The sequence below is a fragment of the Massilia timonae genome (assembly GCF_001866515.1).
GTDB lineage: Bacteria > Pseudomonadota > Gammaproteobacteria > Burkholderiales > Burkholderiaceae_D > Telluria > Telluria timonae.
The window spans coordinates 2,454,723-2,480,469 of sequence record NZ_JRYB01000001.1; the positions used below are offsets into that span (position 1 = coordinate 2,454,723).

Annotated in this window: 21 protein-coding genes, 1 tRNA gene and 3 pseudogenes; 14 read left to right on the plus strand and 11 right to left on the minus strand. The window is 65.5% G+C overall.

Annotated features, from left to right (window positions below; translation table 11 throughout):
- Window positions 1–10: 10 nt before the first annotated feature.
- Both tsaD and LO55_RS10655 read right to left on the minus strand, forming a co-directional pair.
- Window positions 11–1,051: a tRNA (adenosine(37)-N6)-threonylcarbamoyltransferase complex transferase subunit TsaD gene (gene tsaD, locus LO55_RS10650; RefSeq protein WP_071361437.1), complete on the minus strand. Its 1,041-nt coding sequence runs from the start codon at window positions 1,049–1,051 to the stop codon at window positions 11–13.
- 58 nt (window positions 1,052–1,109) lie between these two features.
- Window positions 1,110–2,171 (minus strand): 3-deoxy-7-phosphoheptulonate synthase, encoded by a 1,062-nt coding sequence (locus LO55_RS10655; RefSeq protein WP_071361438.1) that lies wholly within the window; start codon window positions 2,169–2,171, stop codon window positions 1,110–1,112.
- A 138-nt stretch (window positions 2,172–2,309) separates the two neighbouring features.
- Between LO55_RS10655 and ybiB the strand changes: the two genes are divergently transcribed.
- From ybiB to LO55_RS10710, 12 genes and pseudogenes are all read left to right on the plus strand, one after another.
- On the plus strand, window positions 2,310–3,296 hold the full coding sequence (gene ybiB, locus LO55_RS10660) for a DNA-binding protein YbiB (RefSeq protein ID WP_071361439.1): 987 nt from the start codon (window positions 2,310–2,312) through the stop codon (window positions 3,294–3,296).
- A gap of 66 nt (window positions 3,297–3,362) precedes the next feature.
- Window positions 3,363–4,580: a BaiN/RdsA family NAD(P)/FAD-dependent oxidoreductase gene (locus LO55_RS10665; protein WP_071361440.1), complete on the plus strand. Its 1,218-nt coding sequence runs from the start codon at window positions 3,363–3,365 to the stop codon at window positions 4,578–4,580.
- A gap of 108 nt (window positions 4,581–4,688) precedes the next feature.
- Window positions 4,689–4,901, plus strand: coding sequence for a 30S ribosomal protein S21 (gene rpsU, locus LO55_RS10670; RefSeq protein WP_005665410.1), 213 nt, complete (start codon window positions 4,689–4,691; stop codon window positions 4,899–4,901).
- A gap of 173 nt (window positions 4,902–5,074) precedes the next feature.
- The gene (locus LO55_RS10675; protein ID WP_071361441.1) at window positions 5,075–5,524 is read left to right on the plus strand and encodes a GatB/YqeY domain-containing protein; all 450 of its coding nucleotides are present in this window, start codon (window positions 5,075–5,077) and stop codon (window positions 5,522–5,524) included.
- Window positions 5,525–5,643: 119 nt separating this feature from the next.
- Window positions 5,644–7,440, plus strand: a complete 1,797-nt coding sequence (gene dnaG / locus LO55_RS10680) for a DNA primase (RefSeq protein ID WP_071361442.1) — start codon at window positions 5,644–5,646, stop codon at window positions 7,438–7,440.
- A 229-nt stretch (window positions 7,441–7,669) separates the two neighbouring features.
- The gene (gene rpoD, locus LO55_RS10685; RefSeq protein WP_071361443.1) at window positions 7,670–9,931 is read left to right on the plus strand and encodes an RNA polymerase sigma factor RpoD; all 2,262 of its coding nucleotides are present in this window, start codon (window positions 7,670–7,672) and stop codon (window positions 9,929–9,931) included.
- A 116-nt stretch (window positions 9,932–10,047) separates the two neighbouring features.
- A tRNA-Ile gene (locus LO55_RS10690) sits at window positions 10,048–10,126 on the plus strand.
- Between the two features lie 229 nt (window positions 10,127–10,355).
- A pseudogene (locus LO55_RS26965) lies at window positions 10,356–10,607 on the plus strand (acyltransferase family protein); the annotation flags it as partial.
- Window positions 10,608–10,627: 20 nt separating this feature from the next.
- On the plus strand, window positions 10,628–10,810 hold the full coding sequence (locus LO55_RS26970) for an alpha/beta fold hydrolase (RefSeq protein WP_071361444.1): 183 nt from the start codon (window positions 10,628–10,630) through the stop codon (window positions 10,808–10,810).
- A 67-nt stretch (window positions 10,811–10,877) separates the two neighbouring features.
- Window positions 10,878–11,504: a hypothetical protein gene (locus LO55_RS10700; protein WP_071361445.1), complete on the plus strand. Its 627-nt coding sequence runs from the start codon at window positions 10,878–10,880 to the stop codon at window positions 11,502–11,504.
- Window positions 11,505–11,510: 6 nt separating this feature from the next.
- A pseudogene (locus tag LO55_RS10705) lies at window positions 11,511–11,762 on the plus strand (recombinase family protein); the annotation flags it as partial.
- Window positions 11,763–11,840: 78 nt separating this feature from the next.
- Complete coding sequence (locus LO55_RS10710) at window positions 11,841–13,031, plus strand: RNA-guided endonuclease InsQ/TnpB family protein (protein ID WP_071361446.1); 1,191 nt, start codon at window positions 11,841–11,843, stop codon at window positions 13,029–13,031.
- Window positions 13,032–13,202: 171 nt separating this feature from the next.
- Here the strand turns inward: LO55_RS10710 and LO55_RS10715 are convergent, their stop codons facing one another.
- Window positions 13,203–14,369 (minus strand): hypothetical protein, encoded by a 1,167-nt coding sequence (locus LO55_RS10715; RefSeq protein ID WP_071361447.1) that lies wholly within the window; start codon window positions 14,367–14,369, stop codon window positions 13,203–13,205.
- Window positions 14,370–14,401: 32 nt separating this feature from the next.
- Window positions 14,402–15,550: a hypothetical protein gene (locus tag LO55_RS10720; RefSeq protein ID WP_005665433.1), complete on the minus strand. Its 1,149-nt coding sequence runs from the start codon at window positions 15,548–15,550 to the stop codon at window positions 14,402–14,404.
- Window positions 15,551–15,878: 328 nt separating this feature from the next.
- On the opposite strand from LO55_RS10720, the gene LO55_RS10725 reads away from it, so the two are divergent.
- A complete protein-coding gene (locus tag LO55_RS10725) occupies window positions 15,879–20,021 on the plus strand; it encodes a CheR family methyltransferase (protein ID WP_071361448.1) in 4,143 nt (1,380 codons plus the stop codon).
- Window positions 20,022–20,040: 19 nt separating this feature from the next.
- On the opposite strand, the gene LO55_RS26975 is transcribed toward LO55_RS10725, so the two are convergent.
- The 4 genes and pseudogenes from LO55_RS26975 to LO55_RS27190 form a co-directional block, all read right to left on the minus strand.
- Complete coding sequence (locus LO55_RS26975) at window positions 20,041–20,352, minus strand: response regulator (RefSeq protein ID WP_083415583.1); 312 nt, start codon at window positions 20,350–20,352, stop codon at window positions 20,041–20,043.
- A gap of 162 nt (window positions 20,353–20,514) precedes the next feature.
- A pseudogene (locus LO55_RS27290) lies at window positions 20,515–22,226 on the minus strand (sensor histidine kinase); the annotation flags it as partial.
- Between the two features lie 72 nt (window positions 22,227–22,298).
- Complete coding sequence (locus LO55_RS10735) at window positions 22,299–23,261, minus strand: MBL fold metallo-hydrolase (protein WP_005665436.1); 963 nt, start codon at window positions 23,259–23,261, stop codon at window positions 22,299–22,301.
- A gap of 27 nt (window positions 23,262–23,288) precedes the next feature.
- The gene (locus LO55_RS27190) at window positions 23,289–23,417 is read right to left on the minus strand and encodes a hypothetical protein (RefSeq protein ID WP_267871909.1); all 129 of its coding nucleotides are present in this window, start codon (window positions 23,415–23,417) and stop codon (window positions 23,289–23,291) included.
- Here LO55_RS27190 and LO55_RS10740 point away from each other — a divergent pair.
- Entirely contained in the window at window positions 23,410–23,826 is a 417-nt protein-coding gene (locus LO55_RS10740) for a hypothetical protein (protein ID WP_005665437.1), read from the plus strand. The genes LO55_RS27190 and LO55_RS10740 overlap by 8 nt on opposite strands.
- Before the next feature lie 9 nt (window positions 23,827–23,835).
- Here LO55_RS10740 and LO55_RS10745 read toward each other — a convergent pair whose 3' ends face one another.
- From LO55_RS10745 to LO55_RS10755, 3 genes are read right to left on the minus strand one after another with little or no spacing between them, the layout of a single operon-like run.
- Window positions 23,836–24,747 (minus strand): NAD(P)/FAD-dependent oxidoreductase, encoded by a 912-nt coding sequence (locus LO55_RS10745; protein WP_071361450.1) that lies wholly within the window; start codon window positions 24,745–24,747, stop codon window positions 23,836–23,838.
- Window positions 24,731–25,192 (minus strand): Rrf2 family transcriptional regulator, encoded by a 462-nt coding sequence (locus tag LO55_RS10750; RefSeq protein ID WP_005665442.1) that lies wholly within the window; start codon window positions 25,190–25,192, stop codon window positions 24,731–24,733. Before LO55_RS10750 ends, LO55_RS10745 begins: the two co-directional genes overlap by 17 nt.
- A gap of 42 nt (window positions 25,193–25,234) precedes the next feature.
- Window positions 25,235–25,639, minus strand: a complete 405-nt coding sequence (locus LO55_RS10755; protein ID WP_005665445.1) for a YbaN family protein — start codon at window positions 25,637–25,639, stop codon at window positions 25,235–25,237.
- Between the last annotated feature and the right edge of the window lie 108 nt (window positions 25,640–25,747).

Genomic DNA, 25,747 nt, shown 5'->3' on the forward strand with positions numbered 1-25,747 from the left:
CCCTTGCTATTCATGCAGCTTCCAGCTCGTCCAGCGGCCAGCGCGGGCGCACCGTGAAGGCATAGTCGCGCTGGGCCAGCGCCGGGTTGCGCTCAAGGCGCATGGCGCCGGCGAAGGCGATCATGGCGCCGTTATCGGTGCAGAATTCCAGCTCCGGGTAATACACCTTGAACTTGCGCCTGGCGGCGGCCGCGTTGAGCGATTCGCGCAATTGCTTGTTGGCGCCGACGCCGCCCGCGATCACGAGGCGCTTCAGGCCCGTATGCTTCATCGCATTCACGCATTTCGCGGTGAGCACGTCGACGATCGCATCGACGAAGCCGCGCGCGATGTTCGCCTTGTCCTGCTCGCAGATATTGGCGACGACTTTTTCTTCGTGGTTCTTGACCACGGTGAGCACGGCGGTCTTCAGGCCCGAAAAGCTGAAATTGAAATCCTTGCTGTGGAGCATGGGGCGCGGCAGGGTATAGGCGGTCGGATCGCCGAACTCCGCCAGGCGCGAAATTGCCGGCCCGCCCGGGTAGCCCAGGCCCAGCAGCTTGGCCGATTTGTCGAAGGCTTCGCCGGCCGCGTCGTCCAGGGTCTCGCCCAGCAGCGTATAGCTGCCGACGCCGTCGACCCGCATCAGCTGGGTATGCCCGCCCGAGACCAGCAGCGCGAGGAAGGGGAATTCCGGGCGCTCCGACGCCAGCAGCGGCGACAACAGGTGGCCTTCGAGGTGGTGCACGCCGAGCACGGGTTTATCGAGCGCCAGCCCCAGGCTGCAGGCGACCGAGGAGCCGACCAGCAGGGCGCCGGCCAGGCCCGGACCTTGCGTATAGGCGATGGCGTCGATGTTCGATGCCGGCAGGTCGGCGCGCTTCAGGACTTCGTCCAAGAGTGGAATGGCGCGCCGGATATGGTCGCGCGAAGCGAGTTCGGGCACCACGCCGCCATACTCCTCGTGCATGGCGACCTGCGAGTGCAGGGCGTGGGACAGCAGGCCGCGCTCGGTGTCATACAGAGCAAAGCCGGTTTCATCGCAGGAGGATTCGACGCCGAGAACGATCATGGGAGGAGCAGTGTGAATTAGGCAGAACCGTCGATTTTACCGTACGGTTCGTTCGAATTCACGGACGCTGCAATAACTCCTTGTGCGCCTGACGCAACATGCTCTCGGTCTCTTCCCAGCCGATGCAGCCATCGGTCACCGAGCAGCCATAGGTCAGCTGCGACAGGTCGGCGGGAATCGCCTGGTTGCCGCTGACGATATTCGACTCGATCATCACGCCCACCAGCGATTGATTGCCATGGCGAATCTGCTGGATCACGTCCGACATGACGAGCGGCTGCAGTTCCGGCTTCTTGTAGCTGTTCGCATGCGAGCAGTCGACCACCAGGTTGGCCGGCAACTTGGCCTTGGTCAGTGCCTGCTCGGCAATCGCCACCGACACCGAATCGTAGTTCGGCCGCCCGCCGCCGCCGCGCAGCACGACGTGGCCGTAGGCATTGCCGCTGGTGCGCACGACCGATACCGAGCCTTGACCATTGATGCCCAGGAAGGCGTGCGGATTGGCCGAAGACAGCACCGCATTGATCGCGATGCTGACGTCGCCGTCGGTGCCGTTCTTGAAGCCCACCGGCGTGGACAGGCCGGACGACATCTCGCGGTGGGTCTGCGATTCGGTGGTGCGCGCGCCGATCGCGGTCCAGGCGATCAGGTCGCCCAGGTATTGCGGAGAAATCGGGTCCAGCGCCTCGGTCGCGGTCGGCAAGCCCAGCTCGCACACGTCGAGCAGGAAGCGGCGTGCGCGTTCCATGCCGACGTCGACGCGGAACGAGTCGTCCATGAAGGGATCGTTGATATAGCCCTTCCAGCCGGTGGTAGTGCGCGGCTTCTCGAAATACACGCGCATCACCAGCACCATGGTGTCGCTGACTTCGTCCTGCAGCGCTTTCAGGCGGCGCGCATAGTCGAGGCCGGCTTCGGGGTCGTGGATCGAGCAGGGGCCGACCACGACGAACAGGCGCTTGTCCTTGCGGTCGAGGATATTGCGCAGCGTCTCGCGGCCACCCATGACGGTCGCATAGGCGCGCTCGCTCAGCGGCAGGGCCGCATGCAGTTCGACCGGCGTAGGCATCCGGGTGAACGAGCTGACGTTGGTATTTTCGATTTGTGGCGTGCTGGTCATGATGCTGTCTACAATTCTTCAGGTGGATCGGCCAGTGTAGACGGAAATTGCTGCACGTGCACAAGCGATCTCGCAAAAACCATGCCCCGGCGCCGCCCTGTGCTGCAGGCCAGTCCCGTTCCCGTGTATCCTTTTGCCATGACTACCGACACGAATGACATCGAACGCTTTGTCGCGGCCCCCTTCATCAAGGAAATCGGCCGCGGCGTCAAAGGCGCGCGCAGCATGACGCACGAGGATGCGCGCGCGCTCTACGCCGCCATGCTGGAAGGCCGGGTCTCGGACCTGGAACTGGGCGCCATCCTGCTCGCCATGCGCATCAAGGGCGAGTCCGTGGACGAGCTGGCCGGCTTCATGGACGCCGCTAGCGCCTCGTTCGCGCCGCTGCCCACGCCGCGCGGCGAGTTCGCCCCGGTCCTGATCCCGACCTATAACGGCGCGCGCAAGCTGGCCAACCTGACGCCGCTGCTGGCCCTGCTGCTGGCGCGCGAGGGCGTGCCGACCCTGGTGCACGGCGTGCGCACCGACCCGGGGCGCGTGGCCACCGCCGAGATCCTGCGTGAATTGGGGCTGATTGAAGCAACCACCGCCGCCGAGGTGCAGAACGAGTTCGCTCACCTGCGTCCGGCCTTCATGCCGATCGAGCACCTGGCCCCGCGGCTGGCCCATATGCTGTCGCTGCGGCGGGTGCTGGGCGTGCGCAACTCGACCCACACCCTGGTCAAGATCCTGCAGCCCTTCGACGGCCCGGCGCTGCGCCTGGTGTCGTACACCCATCCCGAATACCTGGAAACCCTGGGCGGCTTCTTCGAAGGTGTGGACAGTGAAACCCAGGGTGACGCCTTCCTGATGCGCGGCACCGAGGGCGAGACCGTGGCCCACCCGCACCGCGCCCAGCGCATCGACTGGTTCCATGCCGGCCAGCGCGCGCTGCTGGTCGAGCGCGATGCGCCGACCGACGCATTGTCCGAGGTGCCCGATGGCCGGGATGCGGCCACCACCGCGGCCTGGATCGGCGCCGCGCTGCGCGGCGAGGTGCCGGTGCCGGCCTCGATCGCGACCCAGGTGGCGTATTGCGTGGAAGTGTCGCGCAAGATCCGCGCGCGCAGTCAGCCTGTCGAGTAGCTGCTGACCGGGACCCGCCGCTGGGATTACAATGGCGGGTTCGACGGACGGCGGGAAGCAGCAGGCATGGCAAAACAATACGATGTAGCGGTGATCGGCGCGGGCGCGGCCGGGATGATGTGCGCGGCCGTGGCCGCCCAGAACGGCAAGCGCGTGGTGCTGATCGACCATGCCGTTAAACTCGCCGAGAAAATCCGCATCTCGGGCGGCGGCCGCTGCAATTTCACCAATATCAATGCCGGCCCGCAAAATTACCTGTCGCAGAATCCGCACTTCTGCAAGAGCGCGCTGTCGCGCTACACGGCCCAGGACTTCCTGGCGCTGGTGAAGAAATACCGCATCGCCCACCACGAAAAGCACAAGGGTCAATTGTTCTGCAACGATTCGGCCGAGCAGATCATCGCCATGCTGCGTGCCGAGTGCGAACTGGGCGGCGTCGAATGGCGTATGCCATGCAAGGTGGCCGGCGTGCAAAAACTGGAGACCGGTTTTTCCATCGACACCGACGGCGGCGAACTGCTGGTCGATAGCGTGGTGGTGGCCACCGGCGGCCTGTCGATCCCGAAGATCGGCGCGACCGACCTGGGCTACCGCATCGCAAAACAGTTCGACCTGAAACTGGTGGAAACCCGTCCCGGCCTGGTGCCGCTGACCTTCGACGGCCCCAGCTGGGAGCCCTTCGTGCCGCTGGCCGGCATTGCGCTCGAGGTCGAGGTGAGCACGGGCAGCGCGAAAGGGAAGGGGAGCTTGCGCGGCCATTTCCGCGAAGACTTGCTGTTCACGCACCGCGGCCTGTCCGGCCCGGCGATCCTGCAGATTTCCAGCTACTGGCAGCCGGGCACGCCGATCGTGCTCGACCTGCTGCCCGAGATGGACGTGGCGGAGACTTTGATTGGCCTGAAGAAGACCGAGAAAAAGCAGCTGGGCAATGTGCTGGCCCAATGGCTGCCGGCGCGCCTGGCCGACGGCTTGCTGACGGCCAATGGCTTCGACCCAGCCGCGCGCTTGCCCGATATGGCCGACGCGAAATTGCGCAAGCTGGGGGATGCGATCAATCGCTGGTCCATCGTGCCGACCGGCTCGGAAGGGTATCGCAAGGCCGAGGTGACCCTGGGCGGCGTCGATACCAGGGAATTGTCGCAGCAGACCATGATGGCCAGTAAGGCGCCGGGTTTGTACTTCATCGGCGAAACGGTCGACGTCACCGGCTGGCTGGGCGGCTACAACTTCCAGTGGGCCTGGGCATCGGGCGTCGCGGCAGGCTTGGCCATTGCCAATGGCTGATGTGTCAATTGCGGCACACCGCAGTTGACGGCGTGATAAACGCTTCCATTGATCGAAAAACGGTGCTAGAATTTCGTTCTTATCTAAATCCAACGGTTTGATTTTTACATGACCACTATCCGCCTTAAAGAAAACGAGCCGTTCGAAGTCGCAATGCGTCGCTTCAAACGCACCATCGAAAAAACTGGTCTGCTGACGGAACTGCGCGCACGCGAGTTCTACGAAAAGCCAACCGCAGAGCGCAAGCGCAAGCTGGCAGCTGCCGTGAAGCGCCACTACAAGCGTATCCGCAGCCAGCAACTGCCGAAGAAACTGTACTAATTACAGCTCAGCCGGCCAAGACCCGGTGACGGCCATGTCTGTCCCGGCGAGTCGCTGATGTCCGCAAACCCGCTTCGGTTTCGCCGCAGCGGGTTTTGTCGTTTGTGCCACGCCACAGACGGTCTCGTCAGTGGCGTCGCACATCCAGTCACACCACCGAATACGGAGATTCCATGAGCTTGAAAGAACAACTGACCGAAGACATGAAAGCCGCGATGCGCGCCAAGGAAAGCGGCCGCCTGGCCGCCGTGCGCCTGATCATCGCCGAAGTCAAGCGCAAGGAACTCGACGAGCAGACCCAGCTGGACGACACCCAGGTGCTGGCCGTGATCGAAAAGATGATCAAGCAGCGCAAGGATTCGATCACCCAGTTCGAAGCCGGCGGCCGCGCCGACCTGGCCGACGTCGAGAAGGCCGAGATGGCCATCCTGTCGACCTATATGCCTGCCGGCCTGTCTGACGAAGAAATCGCCGCCGAAGTCGCCGCCGCCGTGGCCGCCACCGGCGCCAGCGGTCCGCAAGACATGGGCAAGCTGATGGGCGTGCTCAAGCCGAAGCTGGCAGGCCGTGCCGACATGACCGTCGTATCAAGCCTCGTCAAGAAGGCCCTCGCCGGCGCTTGATCGATAAGCCACATGATGTCCCCGCGCGCTACCGTGCGGGGACATCATCTTGTTGCATATCAATTTGCAGCAAGCGCTGCGGTATAGTCTGACCCTAGACAAACACTGTGTAACGCCAAGTGATTCCGCAAACTTTCATTACCGATTTGCTCAACCGTGTCGACATCGTCGACATCGTCGGCCGCTACGTCCAGCTGAAAAAGGGCGGGGCCAACTTCATGGGCCTGTGCCCATTCCATAACGAAAAATCCCCCAGCTTCACGGTCAGCCCGACCAAGCAGTTCTATCACTGCTTCGGCTGCGGCGCCCACGGCACCGCGATCGGCTTCCTGATCGAGTATTCGGGCATGGGCTTCGTCGACGCCGTCAAGGACCTGGCCCAGAACGTCGGCATGATCGTGCCCGACGCCGACGACCGTATCCCGCCGGCCCAGCGCGCCGCCCAGCAGGCGCAGACGCTGGCCATGACCGATGCGCTGACCCAGGCCTGCAATTTTTACCGCGCCCAGTTGCGGGATGCGCCGAGCGCCATCGCCTACCTCAAGAACCGGGGGCTGACGGGCGAAGTGGCCGCTCGCTTCGGCATGGGCTACGCGCCGTCCGGCTGGGACAGCCTGCGCGCGATCTTCCCCGACTACGACGCCCACGTGCTGGTCGAATCCGGCCTGGTGATCGACAAGGTCGACGAGCAGGGCAATCACCAGCGCCGCTACGACCGCTTCCGCGAGCGCGTGATGTTCCCGATCCGCAATACCAAGGGCCAGGTGATCGGCTTCGGCGGCCGGGTGCTCGACGGCGGCGAACCGAAATACCTGAACTCGCCCGAAACACCGCTGTTCCAGAAAGGCCTCGAACTGTACGGCCTGTTCGAGGCGCGCCAGGCGATCCGCGACGCCGGCTACGTGCTGGTGACCGAAGGCTATATGGACGTCGTTGCGCTGGCCCAGTTGGGCTTTCCGCAAGCAGTCGCCACCCTGGGCACCGCCTGCACCACGACCCACGTGCAAAAACTGCTGCGCCAGACCGACGACGTGATCTTCAGCTTCGACGGCGACAAGGCCGGCCGCCGCGCCGCGCGCCGTGCCCTCGAGGCCTGCCTGCCGCAGGTGAGCGACGACAAGACGATCAAGTTCCTGTTCTTGCCACAGGAGCACGATCCGGACAGCTTCGTGCGTGAGCGCGGGGCCGAAGCCTTCGAGCAAGAAATTGCCGACGCGATGCCGCTGTCGCAATTCCTGCTGCGCGAAGTGACGCAGGAACATGACCTCGACACGCCGGAAGGGCGCGCCCACGCCCAGTTCGAGGCCAAGCCGCTGCTGCAGGCGATGACGCCGTCGAGCCTGCGCCTGCAGATCGTGCGCGGCCTGGCCAGCATGACCCAATCGACGCCGGCGGAGATCGAAAGCCTGTTCGAGTTGTCCAAGCCGGTGGCGACCGCGCGCCGCGCGCCGCCGCGCCAGGGACGGCCGGAGCCGGTGGGGCTCGAACTCAAGATGCTGCGCATCCTGGTCGCGCACCCGCACCTGGCCCTGCTGCTCGACGAGCAGGCGCTGCAGGCCTTCGATTATTTTGGAGAAGAAAGTTCCGATCGCCTGCGCCACCTGGTCGAGACCGCGCAGGCGCTGGGCGAACACGGCACCTTCGCGGCCCTGTCCCAGCAGCTCAGGGAAGTGACGAATGAATACGACGCGATGATCGCTGAAATCGCGGCGGAGCCGGAAAATGAGGTCGATGGAGACCGCATTGTTCTGTTAAGTTCTGTGCGACAGATCAAGATGGATTCGTTAAAACAGGAGCTTAACCAGTTGTTTTCTTCTGGATTGACCCCAGATCAGGTGAGTGCTCGCTACCGCGAGATTGTCGCTCAGCAGGACCTTCTGGCCCGCGAGGCTGCTGCCGAGATGGCACCCCGATGATCACCTGGCTCCGCCCTGGACGCCCAGGCGCTCGCAACTGGAAAAAGGTGGGGTGCGTGCTATAATAAAACGCTAACTATTGCAACTGTTGAAACGATTTTCGGTTCAATCGGACGCGTGGTGTTTCAGTTAGCGAGGCCCATGGATTTGTGCCTGCAGGATGATGTAAGGTAACAAAACTTTATTTTTAACCATCGTAAAGTTAGTCGTTGTGACATCGAAAGCGCCTGTGCCAACCAAGAAACCCGAAACCAACGTGGCTGCGAAAACCACGAGAGCGTCTGCCGCCAAGGCGGACAATTCGCAAGACAAGGCCGAGGTTCGTACGGCGAACCCAGCGCCTGTCAGCCAGACGACCGATGCGGCTACCCTGGCCGCGATCGACACGTCGGGCTACGTCCTGCCTTCCGTCAAGGTGCCGGGACGGCGTGGCCGCAAGCCGAAAGAATTCACCCCCGAGAACGACGAGATCGCCGCGCTGAACGCGGTCGAGCGCGCCGAGCTGAAGGCGGCCGACAAGGCCAAGGCCAAGGACCGCAAGGCCAAAGAAAAAGCGCTGTTGAAAGATGCGTTCTCGTCCGATACCGAGGCCAGCGAGGAAGAGCTGGAGCTGCGCCGCAACAAGCTCAAGGCCCTGATCAAGTCGGGCAAGGAGCGCGGCTTCCTCACGTATTCCGAGATCAACGACCACCTGCCCGAGAATATCGTCGATCCGGAAGCGATCGAAGGCATCATCGGCACCTTCAACGACATGGGCATCGCCGTGTACGAGCACGCACCCGATGCCGAGACGCTGCTGCTGTCGGATAACGTTCCGAACGTCACGAGCGACGACGAAGCCGAGGCTGCCGCCGAGGCTGCGCTGTCGACGGTCGACTCCGACTTCGGCCGCACCACCGACCCGGTCCGCATGTATATGCGCGAGATGGGCTCGGTCGAGCTGCTCACGCGCGAAGGCGAGATCGAGATCGCGAAACGCATCGAGGATGGCCTGAAGGACATGATCCAGGCGATTTCCGCCTGCCCGGTGACCATTGCCGAGATCATCGACGCCGCCAACAAGATCGAGCGCGACGAAATCAAGATCGACGAGATCGTCGATGGCATGGTCGACCCCGAAGAAGGCGAAGAAACCTCGCCGAGCGCGGTCGCCCCAGCCTCGACCGATTCCGACGAGGAGGAAGAAGACGAAGAGGACGCCGAAGAAGAGGAAGAGGAAGAGGAAGCCTCGACCGGCACCGGCGCCGCCGCGGGCTACTCGGCCGAGCAGCTCGAGGCCCTGAAAGCCGCCGCCCTCGGCAAGTTCGACGAGATCGGCCAGCAATTCGACAAGATGCGCAAGGCCTTCGAGAAGGACGGCTACAACTCGAAAGCCTACGTCAAGGCGCAAGAAGCGATCTCGAACGAGCTGCTGGGCATCCGTTTCACGGCCAAGGTGGTCGAGAAGCTGTGCGACACCTTGCGCGGCCAGGTCGACGAAGTGCGCCACATCGAGAAGCAGATCCTCGACGTCGCGGTGAACCGCTGCGGCATGCCGCGCGCCCACTTCATCAAGGTCTTCCCGGGCAACGAGACGAACCTGGAATGGGTCGACGGCGAAGTGGACGCCGGCCACGCCTATAGCGCCATCCTGGGCCGTAATATCCCGACGATCAAGGAACTGCAGCAACGCCTGATCGACCTGCAGGCGCGCGTCGTGCTGCCATTGCCAGACCTGCGCAACATCAACCGTCAAATGGCGGCTGGTGAAATGAAGGCCCGCAAGGCCAAGCGCGAAATGACCGAGGCGAACTTGCGTCTGGTGATTTCGATTGCCAAGAAGTACACCAACCGCGGCCTGCAATTCCTCGACCTGATCCAGGAAGGCAATATCGGCCTGATGAAGGCGGTGGACAAGTTCGAATACCGTCGCGGCTATAAATTCTCGACGTACGCAACGTGGTGGATTCGCCAGGCGATTACCCGCTCGATCGCGGACCAGGCGCGCACGATCCGTATTCCGGTGCACATGATCGAAACGATCAACAAGATGAACCGGATCTCGCGCCAGATCCTGCAAGAGACCGGCGCCGAACCGGATCCGGCGACCCTCGCGATCAAGATGGAAATGCCGGAAGATAAGATTCGCAAGATCATGAAGATTGCGAAAGAGCCAATCTCCATGGAAACGCCGATCGGTGACGACGACGATTCGCATCTGGGCGATTTTATCGAGGACAACAACACCCTGGCGCCGTCGGATGCGGCCCTGCACGCCTCGATGCGCGGCGTGGTGAAGGACGTGCTCGACTCGCTGACGCCACGCGAAGCCAAGGTGCTGCGCATGCGCTTCGGCATCGAGATGTCGACCGACCACACGCTGGAAGAAGTGGGCAAGCAGTTCGACGTGACCCGCGAGCGGATTCGCCAGATCGAGGCGAAGGCGCTGCGCAAGCTGCGTCACCCGTCGCGCTCGGACAAGCTGAAGAGCTTCCTCGAGGGCAGCAGCTGATTGGTCGTGAAGGCTTGACGTACTGGCAGTAAAGGCAATATGCTCTCGCCACTTCGCTCATCTGGTGTCCAGCCGGTGAGCAGGTGGCGAGTTCACTTTCCACCGTACCAGTTTCTGGGCCTCTAGCTCATGCTTGGTTAGAGCAGCGGACTCATAATCCGTTGGTGCCGTGTTCGACTCACGGGAGGCCTACCAATATAAACAAGGCTTATGCGAACTTTCCGCGTAAGCCTTTTTTATTTTTCCGTCGTTTTTGAGAAAACGAAAATTCCTGGTTAGTCGGGTTAATGTGCTCTGAGAAATTGCCACAGTAGCGAGCACTTTGATTGTCATTAAAGCCCGTTCAAATCGATTCCCGCTCACGTTCAGATATGTAAGCATCACATAGCTTGCTTGCCTGTCAACTTGAACGAGCGGAGGGGGCGTGAACACTGCAGCGGCATCCCGTCATCAGAAACTCACCGACTACCGTCCCGACATCGACGGCTTGCGCGCGGTAGCAGTCATTGCAGTCGTGCTGTATCACGGCCGGCCAACCTATCTTCCCGGCGGTTTCATCGGGGTAGACATCTTTTTCGTCATCTCCGGCTACCTCATTACCTCGATCATCCTGTCTGCACTGGAACAGGATCGCTTTAGCATCCTCGAATTCTACGCGCGCCGTGTCAGACGTATTTCCGCAAGCACCAGCCGCCGATGCTCATCGTCTGGGGCAAGAACGACAAGATCTTTCCGGCGGAAGGCGCCACCCCCTATCTGCGCGACCTGCCCAAGGCCCGGCTGCACCTGCTCGACGCCGGCCACTTCGCGCTGGAAGAGGACGGCGAGCAGATCGCGCGCCTGATGCGCGACTTCCTTGGGCGCACGGTCAAGCGCTGAGCCGAGAGAGGTCGAGGTCGCACTCATGCATAATGATGCCCATCGACCACCCGTCCCGAGAAGGCGCATGAGCGGCAACGCAAGAGCAGAGCAGCAAATCACCGTCAATGACATCGAGGTCGGCGTGCGCGTCTACGAAGCGCTGGCGCACCACGCGAGATCGGGGCAGGGCGTGCCGATCGGCTTCAAGGATTTGCTGACGCTGGCGCGCTCGCTGTACCCGAAGGATGCGGTGCTCGGCAGGGCGGTCCCGATCGGCATCGGCATGAAGCTGCGCTTCGTCGACGCCTATTGCGCCGCCCATGCCTGGCCCAGGCTGTCGAGTCTCGCGGTCGACCAGGAAAGCATGCTGCCGGCCAAGGGATACGACGGCGATTGGGAAGCCGACCGGCGCGCCGCCGCCGCATTCGACTGGTCGGGCGCCGACGCGCAACTGCCGGCGTTCGCCAGCGCGCAGCGCGCCGCCGTGCCGGCCCGCCTGAAGCCGCGCAAGGAGCGCCCGGCCGATGTCTCCTGGTATGCCTATTTCTGCTCGCACCGCAAGGACTGCGAGTGGATCGGGCAGGAAGACAAGCAGGAAATCATCAACCTGATCATGGCCGGCCTGGACCCGGAAACCGCGCTCGGGCGGGTCAAGGCTGCCAGGGCCGAAGCCGCAGGGACCATCGGTGCAGATGAAAGTGTCCAGTCTTGATTAAATATGATTGCCGACCTTGGGTCGGGCATGAACTATCGCAAGAAAGGCTTGAAATTTTTGCTCGGCGTGATTGTCGAAGATGAGGTTGGGCGCTTGGTCTTGACGCACAAGGATCGACTGCTGCGTTTTGGCGCGGAGCTGATATTTTCCATGTGCCAGGCAAGACAAATCGACGTGGTCATCATCAACCAAGGCGAGGACATCAATTTCGAAGAAGAGCTGGCAAGCGATGTGCTCAAGATCATCACCGTCTTCTAGGCATGTCTCTATGGAAGCCGCATTCACCGCAACCAGAAGCTGATCGTTGGCGTGTGCAGCAGCCAAGGAGTCGCAATGTTTCTAGCCCATCGCATCCGACTCGATCCGAACAATGTCCAGGCGACATACTTGGCGCGTGCCGCCGGTACTGCACGTTTCGCCTATAACTGGGCCTTGGTCCAATGGAGGCGGCAGTACGAGGCAAGCAAGGTCGACCCGGCGGTGGACAAGCCAAATGAGGCCGCATTGCGACGCCAGCTCAACGCGATCAAGCGTGAGCAATTCCCCTGGATGCTAGAAGTGACCAAGAACGCACCGCAGATGGCGATCATGCAGTTGGGGCGAGCATTCGAAAATTTCTTCAAAGGGCGTGCTCGCTATCCCACCTTTCGCCGCAAGGGCCGTGACGATCGATTTACATTAAGCAATGACCAGTTCCGTGTCGAGGAGAAGCGCATCCACATTCCAATACTGGGATGGGTCCGCATGCACGAATCCCTGCGTTTCTTCGGGCGCATCGTCTCGGCCTCGATCAGCCGGATTGCCGATCACTGGCATGCGAGCATAACCGTTGACATCAAGGATCAACTTCAACCTTCAGCCGAAACCCAAGGCGCGGTGGGAGTCGACCTCGGTGTCTCGGCGCTGGCCACGCTGTCGACCGGTGAAATCTTTACCGGCCCAAAAGCGTTGGGCACACTGCTCGCGCGTCTGCAACGCCTGTCGCGCGAGGTTTCACGCAAAGTCAAAGGGTCGCGCAATCGTGCAAAGGCGAAAACCAAGCTTGGCCGGCTATACGCCCGGATTGCCGATCTGAGGCGCAATGGCCTGCATCAATTGAGCACCTATATCACCCGCCATTTCCACACCATTGGTATCGAAGACCTGAACGTGAAGGGCATGCTCGGAAACCGTTGCCTGGCCCGGGCGATCGCTGACATGGGATTTGGTGAGCTGCGCCGCCAGTTGGAGTACAAGGCGACGCGGCGCGGCGGTCAGGTCGTCGTGGTGGATCGCTGGTACCCGAGCAGCAAGACATGCTCGTGCTGTGGCTACCGGATGGATGTGCTCCCACTGACGGTGCGCCATTGGCGTTGCCCTGGTTGTGACGCACCGCACGGCCGGGACGTCAACGCGGCAATCAACCTGAAAAACATGGCGGTGAGTTCTACCGCATCGGCCTGTGGAGGGGCAGGCGCTGGCCTCGCGCGTCAAGTGCAAGGCGAAACCAGCCCCTGTGAAGCAGGAATTCAACAGCGAAGTTAACTATGGGTAGCTTTGCGTAAGTTTGAACGAACGGACAGGCGATGACGCAAATGCATGCCGATCCCCTTTTGGGGGAAGAGCGCCGAAGCGATGCGGGCCGCATCGGATCCACGCCGTCACCGGTTGGCGCACTTCGGCGCCTCGCGCGCCAACAGCTTCACCATGGAAAACTTACTGCGTAACCGGCCGCGCCACCTCGCGTTCCTGGGCCTGCGCCTCGGCCTTGGCCAGCGCCGCCTCCAGGGCCGGCGACGCCGGGAAGGCCAGCAGCTCGGCCCGGGCCTCGGGCTCCAGCGCCGGCGCCGGGTTGGTGTGTGGACGGATCAGGTCCAGGCGCACCGCGTAGCGCACGCCGTCGCGGGAGGCGACGGCCGCGATCTGTCCGGCGTCGTTGATGGCGACCGGGTTGCCGATGTCCCAGCCCGATGCCGGATCGATCAGCGCGTTGAGGCTCTCCATGCGCTTGCCGCGCCAGATGAAGCCCGACAGGTGGTCGCTGGTGCCGACCACGTGGCCGCGGTTGTTGATGCCGGCGCCGGCGCTGAACCTGTACTCGGTCGCCGGGCGGTCGTCGATGCCGGCCATGCGCCCATGGCTGTACAGGAAGGCGACGCTGTCGCGCGGTCCAGCCGGCAGGAAGGCCTGGCCGGTGATCTGGCCGCGGTCGTTGATCGCGAGTCCGAGGTTGGGCGTGGAGCCCAGGTCGCCCAGGTCGCGGATCGCGCCGTTCTTCCAGACGAAGGCGCGGTATCCCGGCTCCGGGGAATTGAAGCGCCCGGACCGGCCGGTGATCTGGTTGCGGTTGTTGAGCGCGGCGGGAACGGTTTCCGGCGCGCCGTTGCCGTCCCAGTCGATCGCACCCAGGTGCGTGAAGGCGCCGTTCGGCGCGCGCAGGTAGCCGAGCGTTTCACCGGTGGCCGGATTGCGGCCCGAGGCGGTGATGTAGCCGGCGTCGTTGATGTCGCTGTAGCCGGTGACCTTGCCGGGAATCGTGCCGATGTCGCGCGCCTTGCCACAGGCGTAGATGAAGCCGCGCTGGCGCCCGTCGGCGCTGCGCCAGTTGCCGACCACCTCGCCCCGGTCGTTGATGCCGCTGGCCGAACTCCACACGCCCGTCAGGGCGCCCAGGTCGACCAGGCCCTTGCCGCGGTTGAGGAAGGCGCGCCGTCGGTCGCCGCCTGCGGCATAGTCGCCGACCACCACGCCGGCGTTGTTGATGCCGTAGACCCAGCTGCCGGCCGGGCCGACCACCGTCACCCGGTACTCGGGATAGGCGCTGGCAGCGCCGGCCACGGTGAACGACAGCAGGACCAGCGACACGCGATGATGCAGGTACATGACGATCTCCTCGATGGATGAGAGTAGGGGCCTCATTGCGCGACCGGCTGCACGAGTTCGCGCGCCTGCGCTTCGGCCTCGGCCCGCGCCAGCGCCGCCGCCTGCGCCGAAGGCGTCGCGACGGCGGCCAGTTCGGCCGCCTGGCCGGCGTCCGGCAGCGGCGCCGCCAGGCCGTGCGGCCGGATCAGGTCGAGCCGGATCGCATATTGCACGCCCGCGCGGACGGCGGTGGCGGCGATCTGGCCGGCGTCGTTGATGGCTTCGGGCGCGCCGATGTTCCAGCCCAGCTTCGGATCGACCAGCGCGTTCAGGCTCTGCATCCGCTTGCCGCGCCAGACGAAGCCTTGCAGTTGCTGGTGGTTGCCGACGATGTGGCCGTGGTTATTGATGCCCGTTCCTTCGCTGTAGGTCTGTCCGGGAGCGTTGGCGTCGTCGATATTGAGCAGCCGGCCGTTGCTGTACAAATAGGCCACGCGGTCGTGCGGGCCGCCGGTCGTGACCGAGGCGAAGCCCGTGGCCTGGCCGCGGTCGTTGATGGCATTGGCGCTGTTGGGCGTCACGCCGAAGTCGCCCAGGTCGCGCAGCGTGCCCCTGGTCCAGATGATGGCGCGGTAGGGCTGCTCCGGGAATTCCAGCGGCCCCGACTTGCCGGCGACCTGGTTGCGGTTGTTGAGCGCGTAGACCTGGGTGATCGGGTGCTCGACCGGCAGGTGGCCGATGGCCGTCAAGCGACCGTTCGGCGCGCGCAGGTAGCCGCTCGGGTCGCTGTCGGCGTAGCTGGTGGCGATGGTAAAGCCCGCGTTGTTGATGTCGCTGTAGATCGAGCCGGCGCCGATCACGCCGATGTCGCGCTGCGCGCCGCAGGAATAGATAAAGCCGCGCAAGCGGCCGTCGGCGCCGACCCAGTTGCCGAGCACCTCGCCCTTGTCGTTGACGGCCACCGCGCCGCTGGCGCTGCCCAGCGCGCCGAGCTTGACCAGGCCCTTGCCGCGGTTGATGAAGCCATGGTTCGTTCCGCCGACCGGGTAGCTGCCTGCCACGGCGCCGGCCTGGTTGATGTCGGCGGCGCTGCTGCCGGGCGGACCGACGATCGTCACCCGGTACTCGGGGTAGGCGCAGGCGGCGCCGGCCACGGCGAAGGACAGCAGGAACAGGGCAATGCGATAAGGCGTGTGCCACATGATAATTCTCCTTGATAAACAAGGGCTTGCGTCGAACTGGCGGGCCCGTCGATTCAAAGTACGCCGTCGCCGTGCGCTGGATTTGGCGCCGCACAAGCCGGGCAGGCGAAGCTCCGCCCGGGCATGCCGAATCGATCAGCATGCATGGTGAATGGCTTGGCGCGAAGAATGAAAGGCTGGCTGCGGCGGGTCCTGCGTGCATGGCAACGCCGGCAAGCACAATCGTGCGAATTTGGTTGTGTGGGAATTAAGTTTTTTTCTTACATTTCGTCCAAAAGGCATGGCGGATCGACTAGACTCCCACACAACTACATCATTGAGCCTTGAGATGTCCGATCCCGCCGTCGCCACCAGTGCCCTGCCCACCGAGCCGGACATCGTTCCCAGCAACCTCCATTTCCCGGTGGTCGGGATAGGCGCCTCGGCCGGTGGCCTGCCCGCCCTGCAGCGCCTGTTCGAGAACATGCCGTCGTCCCACGAGATGGCCTTCGTCGTCATCCTGCACCTGTCGCCCAGGCATCCGAGCTCGGCCGCATCGATCCTCCAGCGCGCCACCCGCATGCCGGTGGTGCAGGTGACCTCGCGGGTCCAGATCGAACCCGGCCACGTCTACGTGATCGCGCCCAACGTGCACCTGACGATGATGGACGGCCTCCTGATCGTCGAGGAGCTGCAGCGTCCGCGCGGCCAGCACGTGGCGATCGACCTGTTCTTCCGCACCCTGGCCCAGGTGCACCGCGAGCGCTCGGTCGCGATCGTGCTGTCCGGCACCGGCTCCGACGGCGCCGTGGGCCTGTCGCGGGTCAAGGAGCAGGGCGGCGTCACCATCGTGCAATTGCCGGACGACGCGGAACACGACGGCATGCCGGTGGCCGCGATCGGTACCGGTGCGGTCGACTTCGTCATGCCCGTGGTCGAGATGCCGCAGAAGCTGGTCGACCTGTGGGACAACGCCAAGCGCATCGAACTGCCGCCGCCGGGCAACCTCGAAGCGCCGATCGAGCATGCCGCCACGCCGGCCGAGCTGGAAGCCGGCACCGAAGAGGCGCTGCAGGAGATCATCGCCTCGCTGCTGACCCGCACCGGCCACGATTTCCGCCATTACAAGCGCGCCACCGTGCTGCGCCGCATCGAGCGGCGCATGCAGGTGCGCCAGATGCGCACCTTGCCCGACTACCGCGACCTGCTGCGCGGCGACGTCGGCGAGAACAAGGCGCTGCTCGACGACATGCTGATCGGCGTGACCAACTTTTTCCGCGACCGCGAAGCCTTCGATTCGCTCGAGCGCGACATCATGCCCGAGCTGTTCAAGGACCGCGCCGCCGGCGACGAGGTGCGCGCCTGGGTCGCGGCCTGCGCCAGCGGCGAAGAGGCGTATTCGCTGGCGATGCTGATGGCCGACCAGGCCGCGCTGATGGAAACGCCGCCGGCGTTCCAGGTGTTCGCCTCGGACATCGACGACCATGCGATCGACGCCGCGCGCGCCGGCACCTATCCGGGTTCGATCATCACCGACGTCGCGCCCAGCCGCCTGCGCCAGTATTTCAAGCGCGAGGACAGCCGCTACCGCATCCGCAAGTCGCTGCGCGACCGCATCCTGTTCGCCTCGCACAACCTGCTGCGCGACCCGCCGTTCTCGCGGCTCGACCTGGTCAGCTGCCGCAACCTGCTGATCTACCTGAACCGCGACGTGCAGATGCGGGTGCTGCAGACCTTCCATTTCGCGCTCAAGCCCGGCGGCTACCTGTTCCTCGGTTCGTCCGAGTCGGCCGAGTCGGTGGCCGACTATTTCATCCCGGTCGACAAGAAGAATCGCATCTACCGCGCGCGCACCACCGGGCGCCAGCTGCATTACCAGAATCCGTCCTCGGCCCTGTACGGGGTGCGCCTGCCGGAAGTCAGCCGGCCCAAGCTGCCCGGCAGGCGCGCCAGCACCTATGCCGAGATGCACCAGCGCGCGCTGGCCCAGTTCGCCCCGCCGTCGGTCGTGGTCGACCGCGAGGGCAACCTGGTCTATGTGTCGGAGCAGGCCGGCCAGTACCTGCGCATGGGCGGCGGCGAACCGTCGCGCAACCTGCTGACGCTGGTGCTGCCCGAACTGCGCCTGGAGCTGCGCTCGGCCATGTACCAGGTGGCGCAGAACGGCGGCAGCGTCGAATGCCGGCCGATCGAACTGGCCGGCGGCGAGGCGCAGGGCGCGGTGGCGGCCACGGTGCGCGCCTTCCGCGACGAGGAGTCCGAAACCGACTACCTGCTGGTGCTGTTCAACCGGGTCGAGGAAGGGCCGGACGGCGCGCAGCCGCCGCGTCCGGACGGCAGCCACGACGTGGTCCTGTCCCAGCTCGAGGCCGAGCTGCAGCGCAAGCGCGAGCAGTTGCAGGAGACGATCGAGTATTCCGAGATCTCCACCGAAGAGCTGCGCGCCTCGAACGAAGAGCTGCAGGCCATCAACGAAGAGCTGCGCTCGGCCGCTGAGGAACTCGAAACCAGCAAGGAAGAGCTGCAATCGGTGAACGAAGAGCTGGTGACGGTCAATTTCGAGCTCAAGGTCAAGGTCGAGGAAACCGGCAAGGCCAACGACGACCTGAACAACCTGATCGCCTCGACCGACATCGCCACCATCTTTGTCGACAGTGGCCTGCGCATCAAGCGCTTCACGTCGCGCGCCGTCGACCTGTTCTCGATCATCGCGACCGACGTCGGCCGCTCGCTGCTCGACCTGACCCATAAGCTCGACTACGACCAGCTGGCCGAGGACGTCAGCGCCACCTTCGACACGCTGCGCCTGGTCGAGCGCGAAGTGCGCAGCAACGACGGCCGCTGTTACATCGTGCGCCTGCTGCCCTATCGCACCAACGAAGACCGCATCGAAGGCGCGGTGATGACCTTCTTCGACATCACGGCGCGCCGCCATGCCGAGGAACAGGCGCGCGCCAGCGAGGCGCGCATGCGCATGGTGGCCGAAAGCGCCAAGGACTACGCCATCATCACGATGGACGAGGAGGGCCGCGTCACCAGCTGGAACAAGGGCGCCGAGACGTTGTTCGGCTACACGGCGGACGAAATGCAGGGCCAGAATCTGGACCGCCTGTTCGTGCCCGAGGATATCGCCGCCGGCGTGCCCGAGGATGAACTGCGCCGCGCGCGCGAGGACGGCCGCGCCGAGGACGAACGCTGGCACCTGCGCAAGGACGGCAGCCGCTTCTACTGCAGCGGCGTCACCACGCCGCTGCGCAACAGCGAATTCTATGGCTACGCCAAGATCGCGCGCGACGAGACCGCGCGCGAGCGCCAGGGCAAGGAACGCGAGCAGGCGCTGTCCCACGAGCAGACGGTGCGTTCCGACGCCGAAAGCGCGGCGGCGCTGAAGGACGAGTTCCTGGCCGTGATGTCGCACGAGCTGCGCCATCCGCTCAATATGATTCACATTAACGTCGAACTGCTCTCGCGCATGCCAGAGTTGCGCCAGTCGCCCAACTTCATGCGCGCAGCCACGATCATCCGCAGTTCGGTCATGAGCCAGACCAAGATCATCGACGACCTGATGGACATGTCGCGCGTGCGCACCGGCAAGCTGTCGCTGACCATGGCGCCGGTGGTGCTCGACACGCTGCTGCAGGGCGTGGTCGACGCCGCGCGCAACGATCCGGCGGCCAAGGGCCTGCGCATCGAGCTCACCGGCGGCGCCGACGGCATGCCGGTGCTGGCCGACGTGGTGCGCATCGAGCAGGTGGTGATGAACCTGCTCAGCAATGCGATCAAGTTCACTCCCGGCGGCGGATGCATCGAAGTCCACCTGGAGCGCGAGGAAGAAGCGCTGCGCATCGACGTGATCGACAGCGGCCAGGGCATCGCCCCGTCCTTCCTGCCGCACGTGTTCGACATGTACGGCCAGAGCATGTCGGTGACCACGCGCTCCAAGGGCGGCCTGGGCATCGGCCTGGCGCTGGTGCGCGAGATCGTGGCCCTGCACGGCGGCCGGGTCGACGTCGCTTCGGAAGGCGTGGGCAAGGGCGCGCGCTTCTCGGTCTGGCTGCCGCTGTTCGAAAACAAGGCGGCGCCGTGCGGCGGCGGCGAGGCGGCATCGGACGACCTGGCCGGGCTGCGCATCCTGGTGGTCGACGACATGGAAGACATGCTGATGGTGTTCAAGTCGCTGCTCGAGATGAGCGGCGCCACCGTGTTCGAGGCCTCCAGCGCCAAAGGCGGCCTGGCGATCCTCGAACAGGAAGACGTCGACCTCCTGATCTCGGACATCTCGATGCCGGAGATCGACGGCTACGAATTCCTGGGCATGGTGCGCGCGCTGCCGAAGTGCGCAAGCCTGCCGGCGATCGCCATCACCGGCATGCGGCGCGACGCCGACATTGCGCGCGCGCGCGCGGCGGGCTTCTCGGCCCATCTCGGCAAGCCGGTGTCGGTCGAGCGCCTGAACGCGGTGGTGCGCGACCTGCTGCCGCGCAAGGGGTAATGGATAGCGGGCCGCGGGTTCAGGCGCCGGCCAGCTCCCTGGCCAGTTCGTCGAACTTGACCGGCTTGACCAGGTGGGCGTCGAAGCCCGCCTCCAGCGCGCGTTCGCGGTCGCTCGCCTGGCCGTAGCCGGTCAGGGCGATCAGGCGCATCGGCCGCGTGGCGGCGTCGGCGCGCAGGCGCGCCGCCAGCTGGTAGCCGTCCAGGCCGGGCAGGCCGATGTCCAGGATCGCCAGCCCGGGCCGGGCTTCATGGGCCAGCGCCAGGCCGTCGATGCCGTTGTCCGCTTCCAGCACGCTGTACCCCGATGCCTCCAGGTGCGCCGCCAGCATGCGGCGCGCATCCTCGTTGTCCTCGACCAGCAGCACGGTGGCCGGCGCCGTCCGCGCCGGGGCTGCCGCGGCCGGCGTGTCGACCAGCGCGTGTTCCAGCAGCGGCAGGCGCAGGGTGAAGACGCTGCCCTGGCCGGTCCCCGCGCTCGCGGCATCGATCGATCCGCCGTGCAGCGTGACCAGGCTGCGCACCAGCGACAGCCCGATCCCGAGTCCGCCTGGGAGCGGTCGAGCGAGACCTTGCCCTGCACGAAGATATCGAACAGGCGCGGCATCAGGTCGGGCGCGATGCCCACGCCGTCGTCAAGCACCGTCAGCACCGCCTGGCCCTTGCCGGCATGCGCTTCGAGCGCGATCTCGATCGCGCCGCCCGGCGGCGTGTACTTGAGCGCATTGGTGACCAGGTTCGTGACCACCTGTTCGATGCGGGTGCGGTCGGCGCGCACCCAGGCCGGCTCCAGGTTGGTGGTCAGCGTGTGCTGGACGCGGCCGGCCATGCGCAGCGCGGCCACGGTCGGCTCGACCACCGCCGACAGCTCGACCGGCCCCATGTCGAGCTTGATCTTGCCGCGCGCCAGACGCGCCAGGTCGAGCAGGTCGTCGACGATGCGGGTCAGGTGGCGGCTCTGGCGCATCAGGATGTCCTGGGCCTGGCTCTTGAGCTCGGGCCGGGGGCTGTCCATGCGCAGCAGCTGGACCGCGCCGACGATGCCGCTCAGAGGATTGCGCAGCTCGTGGCTCAGCATGGCGAGGAAGTCGTCGCGGATGCGCACCTGCTCTTCGGCCAGCGCGCGCGCCTCCTGTTCGCGCTGCAGGAGGGCGCTGCGTTCGCCCTCGGCCGCGGCCAGCTTGCGGCCGGCTTCGCCGATGCAGCGCTGCAGGTGGTCGAATTCGGCGATGCCGGTGCGCGGCCGCGGCGGCAGGCCGCCATGGCCGAGCGCGGTCGCGCTGGCGGCCGCGCCATGGGTCGCGTTCACCAGGCGGCGCCCGAACAGCGCGGCGGCGCCGGCCGCCACCAGCAGCGCGGCCAGCATGCCGATCGCCACCAGCATCACCGCGCGCCGGGCCACGCCGTCGATCTCGGCGGCCGGCACGCTGACGGTGACGATCCAGCCCGACATCGGCGAACGGGTGAAGGCGTGGTAGGCATCCACGCCGGCGCGGGTGTCGAAGCGCACCATGCCTTGCTGGCGGCCCGCGGCGGCGCGCATCAGGAGCGGGTTGGCGGCATGGCCCAGCCGCGCCGGCTCGCTCGAGCGCGCGATGAAATAGCCTGCGCGGTCGACCACCGAGAGTTTCCAGCTGGCCGGCATCGCGCGCCGGTCGATCACCCTGGAAAAGTAATCCGGCGAGAACACCGAACCGAGCACGTAGCGGCGGCCGCCATCGATCGGCACCGGGACGTTGATGGTGGTGACGGGGATCTGCTGCACCGCCCCCTTGATCAGGCCCGAGACCACGGTGCGGCCGCTCTCGATGACGTCGCGGGTGCGGGTGCGCACGTAGTCGGGCGGCGGCGGCAGCGTGGCGCCGAGCGGCGCCACGGTGTTGATCACCTGCTGGCCGCTGGCCAGGAACAGGATGGTGCGTCCGCCGTCGCCGCGGTCGGCCGTGCGCGCGTGGCGATAGAAGTTCTCCATGTCGCCGCTGGCCAGGTGCGGCGACTGCGCCAGCACGCGCAGCGCGGCTTCGGCGCTGCTCAGCTCATTGTCCACCAGCAGCGCCGTGGCGTCGGCGGCTTCCTTCATCGTGCTCAGGGCGGCGTCGCGCTCGGAACGCAGCAGCGTTTCCAGCGCCACGGCGGCGAAGATGGCGATCGGCAGCACGATGGCGCCGGTCATGATCAGGATATAGGCACGGATTTTCATGGCCATATGATTATGCCAATGTTGAGGACGCAGCGGTGCAGGTGACGATCGGGTGGGGCGCCAGCGCCGGGACGGTAGTTATATGACGGCCTGCCGCAGTTCGCCGGTGCGGTCCAGCACGTAATGATCGAGGTCGCGCGCCAGCAGCAGGTGGCCGCCGTACCGGGCGCGCGCCTCCTCTTCGAGCAGCGCCAGCGGCAGCGGGCCGCCTTCCTGGTAGCGCGGGCTGAAATGGGTCAGCACCAGGTTGCGCACGCCGGCGCCTTGGGCGAAATGCGCGACCCGCATGGCCGAGCTGTGCTGCGGGCCGGGACCGATCTTCTGCAGCACTTCCTCGGTATAGGTTGCCTCATGCACCAGCACGTCGGCGCCCTGCGCGCCGGCGGCCAGCAGTTCCGGGCTGTCGTTGTCGCCCGCGACCACGATGCGGCGCGCGCGCCGCGGCGGCAGCAGGTAATCGGCGGCGGTGATGGCGCGGCCGTCCGGCAGGACCACGTCGCGGCCCTGCTGGATCTCGCCCCACAGCGCCGACGAGGGCACCGCGTCGGCCCGCAGCTTCTCGGTATCGAGCCGGCGCTCGATCGCGGCCTCGGTGAAGCCGTAGGCCCAGGACGGGATACGGTGCGACAGCGCGGTGGCGTCGACGGCAAGGTCGGGCAACAGCGGCCCATGCGCCAGGTCGTCGGGCGTGAGCCAGGCGAGTGGAAAGGGCAGGCTCAATTCGCTGGCCTGCATGATGCACTCGATCATGGTGCGCAGCGGCGGCGGGCCGACGATGGTCAAAGGCTCGCTGCGGCCCAGCAGGCCGGCGCTGGCCAGCAGGCCGGGCAGGCCATAGCAGTGGTCGCCGTGCATATGGGTGATGAACACGGCGCGCAGGCTCATCACCGATAGCGGGGTGCGCAGGATGCGGTGCTGGGTCCCTTCGGCGCAGTCGACCAGCACCCACGAACGCGCGCCGCGCAGGCGCAGCGCGAGGCCGGACATATTGCGTTGCCGGGTCGGCGTGCCGGACGACGTGCCGAGGAAAATGAGTTCCATGGGTGATTCTCGCGTTAAGGCGTTTCATTATCCGGCAACACGGCCCTGGCCGGCGCGCAGCCAGAACTCGGGGGGCGGGCCGGTGTCATACGGGACGGGAACGCCGCCGATGGCGCGGCCATGCCCGCTTTCGACCGAGGAGAACGATATGCGCACGAGTTTCGTTGCCGCCGCGTTCGCGGCTGGCGTTGTGGCATTGCTGGGACCATCTTCCGCCGTTGCCGCACCGGCGCTGCAAGAGATGCAGGTGCCGGTGGCCGGCATCAGCTGTTCGCGCACCGGGCCGCCGCCGCAGCGGGTGATGCCCAGCGCCGAAGTGATCGAGTCGATCGACGGCGTCTACCGGCTGTCCAACGGCCAGAAGCTCGGGATTGCCGCCAGCGACCAGCAGGTGGTGGCCGACTTCGGCCGCTGGCATCAGATCCCGCTGGTGGCGACCGCGCCCGAGCGCTTCGAATCGCGCGACGGCCTGGTCTGGGTGCGTTACGAGGCCGACGAAGACACCGAGCGCATCGTGGTCAGCTATCCGGCCGACGCGCGCGGCCGCTACGTCGACGCCTGCTAGCGCCTGCCGCTAGTGCTGCGGCGCGAGGCCGAACAGCAGCGAACGGTGGGCGCCGACGCCGGCCATCGCGCCATCGGCAACGGCGAGCGCCACCGAGCTGGCGGCGCGCATGGCGTCGCAGCCGGCGAACACGCCCGGCACCGTGGTCTGGCGTCCTTCGTCGGTGCGGATGTAAGGGCCCAGCGGTCCTTCGTCGAAGGCGCAACCGAGTTGCGCGGCGATCGGGCTGGCCATGTGCAGGCGGCCGAAGGTGAACAGGCCGGCCATCGCTTCCCGCCTGCCATCGGCCAGCACCACGGTGGCGTCGCCGGCAAGCCGCGCAACCGGCGTCTCGTCCACCTGCACGCCGCGTGCCTGCAGGTCGGCCCGTTGCGCCTCGTCGAGCGGGCACACGCCATTGGTGAACAGCGTCACCTGGCCCCAGTGCGGCAGCATCTGCGCCTGGTGCACCGACAGCGGGCCGCTGGCCAGCACGCCGATGCGGCCCTCGTCCAGTTCGTAGCCGTGGCAGTAGGGGCAGTGGAACACGCTCTTGCCCCAGCGTTCAGCCAGGCCCTCGATCGGCGGCAGCTCGTCGCGCACGCCGGTGGCCAGCACCAGGCGCTGGCCGCGCACGCTGTCTGCGCCATCGAGGTCGACGATGAAGCCGCCGGCGTCAGGGCGCGCGCCCTGCGCCAGCCCGTCATGCCAGGCCACGTTGGGATAGGCGGCGACGTTGGCGCGGCCCTCGCGCGCGATGTCTGCCGCCGGCTGGCCGTCGCGGGTCAGGAAGCCGTGCGAGTCGCTGGCGAAGCGGTTGCGGCGCTGCCCGGCGTCGACCACCAGCACCTTGCGGCGCGCCCGCGCCAGCTGCAATGCGGCCGACAGGCCGGCATAGCTGCCGCCGATGACGATGGCGTCGTAGTCATTCGTGATGTTCATGTTCGGCCTGTCGATGAGGATGGTTGTCGTAGCGCAGGTTGAAATCGCGCGACAGGTCGGCCAGCGTCACTTGTCCCAGGCGTTGCACCAGCAGCGCCTCGGCTTCCTGGAAGGCGTCCGCGAGCGAGGCGTTGACCACCTGTTCGACCAGGCATGCGCTGTGCTCGTTGCGGTTGCCCATCGCGAACACGGTGGGGGCGCCGACCGCGTCGTAGACGTCGCGCAGGGTGACCGTGGCCAGGTCGCAGGTGACGGTCCAGCCGCCGCCGTGGCCACGCTCCGAGCTGATGTAGCCGCGCTCGCGCAGCCCGGCCAGCACGCGCCGCACCAGCACCGGATTGGTGCCGAGCATGCCGGCCATCTGCTCCGAGGTCATCGGGCGCTCGCTATGGGCCAGGTGCAGCAGCACGTGGAGGACGGAAGAGAGTTTGCTGTCGCGTTTCATGTAACTAATAATATTACAAAATCGGCGGCAGCATGAAATTTTCTAACGCTCCGGTTGGGATTCCTCGACCGGCCCAGTCTTCGGCGGCAGCTTGAGCGTCGGCAGATACCACCACATATAGGTGCTCACGCAGGCGCCGATCACGACCATCGAGATCAGGATGGCGACACTGTCGAAATGGCGCGTCGACCATGCCATCGAGCCCCACAGCATGACGGTGGCGACGATCTTGCCCTTCAGCGGAATGCCGTGTCCGGCCTCGAAGTTGGCAAGGTATTTTCCGAACACGGGATGGGCCAGCAGCCAGCGGTGCAGGCGTTCGGACCCGCGCGCGAAACAGGCCGAGGCCAGCAGCAGGAAGGGCGTGGTCGGCAGCAGCGGCAGGAAGATGCCGAGGATGCCCAGCAGGACGGCCAGTACCCCGGCCACGTTATAGAACAGTTTCATACCGTCACTCTAGCATCCGGCGCGGCAAGAGGAGCGATCATCCCTGTTATCGATCCGGTTATGCAAAAAGGAAGCAGCCGAGAATATCGGACTGGAACTTTTAAGTTC

Bases quoted from the DNA above. Each gene is read 5' to 3' on its own strand.
- tsaD (WP_071361437.1), bottom strand. From the start codon at position 1,051: ATGATCGTTCTCGGCGTCGAATCCTCCTGCGATGAAACCGGCTTTGCT.
- LO55_RS10655 (WP_071361438.1), bottom strand. From the start codon at position 2,171: ATGACCAGCACGCCACAAATCGAAAATACCAACGTCAGCTCGTTCACC.
- ybiB (WP_071361439.1), top strand. From the start codon at position 2,310: ATGACTACCGACACGAATGACATCGAACGCTTTGTCGCGGCCCCCTTC.
- LO55_RS10665 (WP_071361440.1), top strand. From the start codon at position 3,363: ATGGCAAAACAATACGATGTAGCGGTGATCGGCGCGGGCGCGGCCGGG.
- rpsU (WP_005665410.1), top strand. From the start codon at position 4,689: ATGACCACTATCCGCCTTAAAGAAAACGAGCCGTTCGAAGTCGCAATG.
- LO55_RS10675 (WP_071361441.1), top strand. From the start codon at position 5,075: ATGAGCTTGAAAGAACAACTGACCGAAGACATGAAAGCCGCGATGCGC.
- LO55_RS26970 (WP_071361444.1), top strand. From the start codon at position 10,628: ATGCTCATCGTCTGGGGCAAGAACGACAAGATCTTTCCGGCGGAAGGC.
- LO55_RS10700 (WP_071361445.1), top strand. From the start codon at position 10,878: ATGAGCGGCAACGCAAGAGCAGAGCAGCAAATCACCGTCAATGACATC.
- LO55_RS10710 (WP_071361446.1), top strand. From the start codon at position 11,841: ATGTTTCTAGCCCATCGCATCCGACTCGATCCGAACAATGTCCAGGCG.
- LO55_RS10715 (WP_071361447.1), bottom strand. From the start codon at position 14,369: ATGTACCTGCATCATCGCGTGTCGCTGGTCCTGCTGTCGTTCACCGTG.
- LO55_RS10720 (WP_005665433.1), bottom strand. From the start codon at position 15,550: ATGTGGCACACGCCTTATCGCATTGCCCTGTTCCTGCTGTCCTTCGCC.
- LO55_RS10725 (WP_071361448.1), top strand. From the start codon at position 15,879: ATGTCCGATCCCGCCGTCGCCACCAGTGCCCTGCCCACCGAGCCGGAC.
- LO55_RS26975 (WP_083415583.1), bottom strand. From the start codon at position 20,352: ATGCTGGCGGCGCACCTGGAGGCATCGGGGTACAGCGTGCTGGAAGCG.
- LO55_RS10735 (WP_005665436.1), bottom strand. From the start codon at position 23,261: ATGGAACTCATTTTCCTCGGCACGTCGTCCGGCACGCCGACCCGGCAA.
- LO55_RS10740 (WP_005665437.1), top strand. From the start codon at position 23,410: ATGCGCACGAGTTTCGTTGCCGCCGCGTTCGCGGCTGGCGTTGTGGCA.
- LO55_RS10745 (WP_071361450.1), bottom strand. From the start codon at position 24,747: ATGAACATCACGAATGACTACGACGCCATCGTCATCGGCGGCAGCTAT.
- LO55_RS10750 (WP_005665442.1), bottom strand. From the start codon at position 25,192: ATGAAACGCGACAGCAAACTCTCTTCCGTCCTCCACGTGCTGCTGCAC.
- LO55_RS10755 (WP_005665445.1), bottom strand. From the start codon at position 25,639: ATGAAACTGTTCTATAACGTGGCCGGGGTACTGGCCGTCCTGCTGGGC.